Here is a 1175-nt window from a genome sequence, read left to right on the forward strand (position 1 = left end):
GGTGCATTTATACAAGCAAGAAATGCTGATAAGAAAAAGATAAAAGTTGTAATTGGCAGAGACGCTCGTATTTCTGGAAAAATGATTTCTAGTTTGGTCGCAAATACTTTAGTTGGTTTAGGTATTGATGTTGTAGACTTAGGTTTATCAACAACACCAACCGTAGAAATTGCAGTGCCCTTAGAAAATGCAGATGGAGGTATTATTTTAACAGCATCCCACAATCCGAAACAATGGAATGCGTTAAAATTACTAAACGAAAAAGGAGAGTTTTTAAACGGTGCAGAAGGAGAAAAAATTCTTGAATTAGCAGAAAATGAAGATTTCTTATTTGCAGATGTAGATGATTTAGGATCTTATACAAAAGACAATTCTTATTTAAAAAAACACATTCAGGAAGTTTTAAACCTTGAATTGGTAGATATAGCAGCAATAAAAAAAGCGAAATTTAAAGTAGTTGTAGATGGTGTAAATTCTACCGGAGGTATTTTCATTCCGGCATTATTAAAAGAATTAGGTGTTGAATGTGTAGAATTATACTGCACACCAAATGGCGAATTCCCTCACAATCCAGAACCTTTAAAAGAGCATTTATCAGATATTTCTAACCTAGTTGTAAAGGAAAAAGCAGACTTCGGAATTGTAGTTGATCCAGATGTAGATCGATTGGCTTTAGTTTCTGAAGACGGCTCTATGTTTGGCGAAGAATATACATTAGTGGCCTGTGCAGATTATGTTTTAGGAAAATTAGGTGGCGGAAATACGGTTTCTAATTTATCATCTTCTAGAGCTTTAAGAGATGTTACCCAAAAACATGGCGGAACCTATACTGCTTCTGCAGTTGGGGAAGTAAATGTGGTTATTAAAATGAAAGAAACCAACACCGTTATTGGTGGCGAAGGAAATGGAGGAATTATTTATCCTGCGTCTCATTACGGCCGTGATTCTTTGGTAGGTGTTGCGTTGTTTTTATCGCATTTAGCAAACGTTAAAATGTCTTGTAAGGAATTAAGAGATTCGTATCCTAGTTACTTTATGAGTAAAAATAAAATTCAGTTGACACCAGAAATAGATGTTGACAAGATTTTAGAGACCATGGCAGCTACCTATAATAATGAAGATGTAAACACAATTGACGGTGTAAAAATTGATTTTGCAGAAGAATGGATTCATTT

The 1175-nt window shown here is 34.6% G+C and carries 1 protein-coding gene; it reads left to right on the plus strand.

Translation table 11 applies throughout. The features are described from left to right. Positions 1–1175 (plus strand): phosphoglucosamine mutase (gene glmM, locus ES045_RS16205; protein ID WP_147117313.1); only part of this gene is annotated, 1175 nt, incomplete at both ends.

This window comes from Polaribacter sp. IC073 (assembly GCF_007997075.1).
In the GTDB taxonomy this organism is placed as follows: domain Bacteria; phylum Bacteroidota; class Bacteroidia; order Flavobacteriales; family Flavobacteriaceae; genus Polaribacter.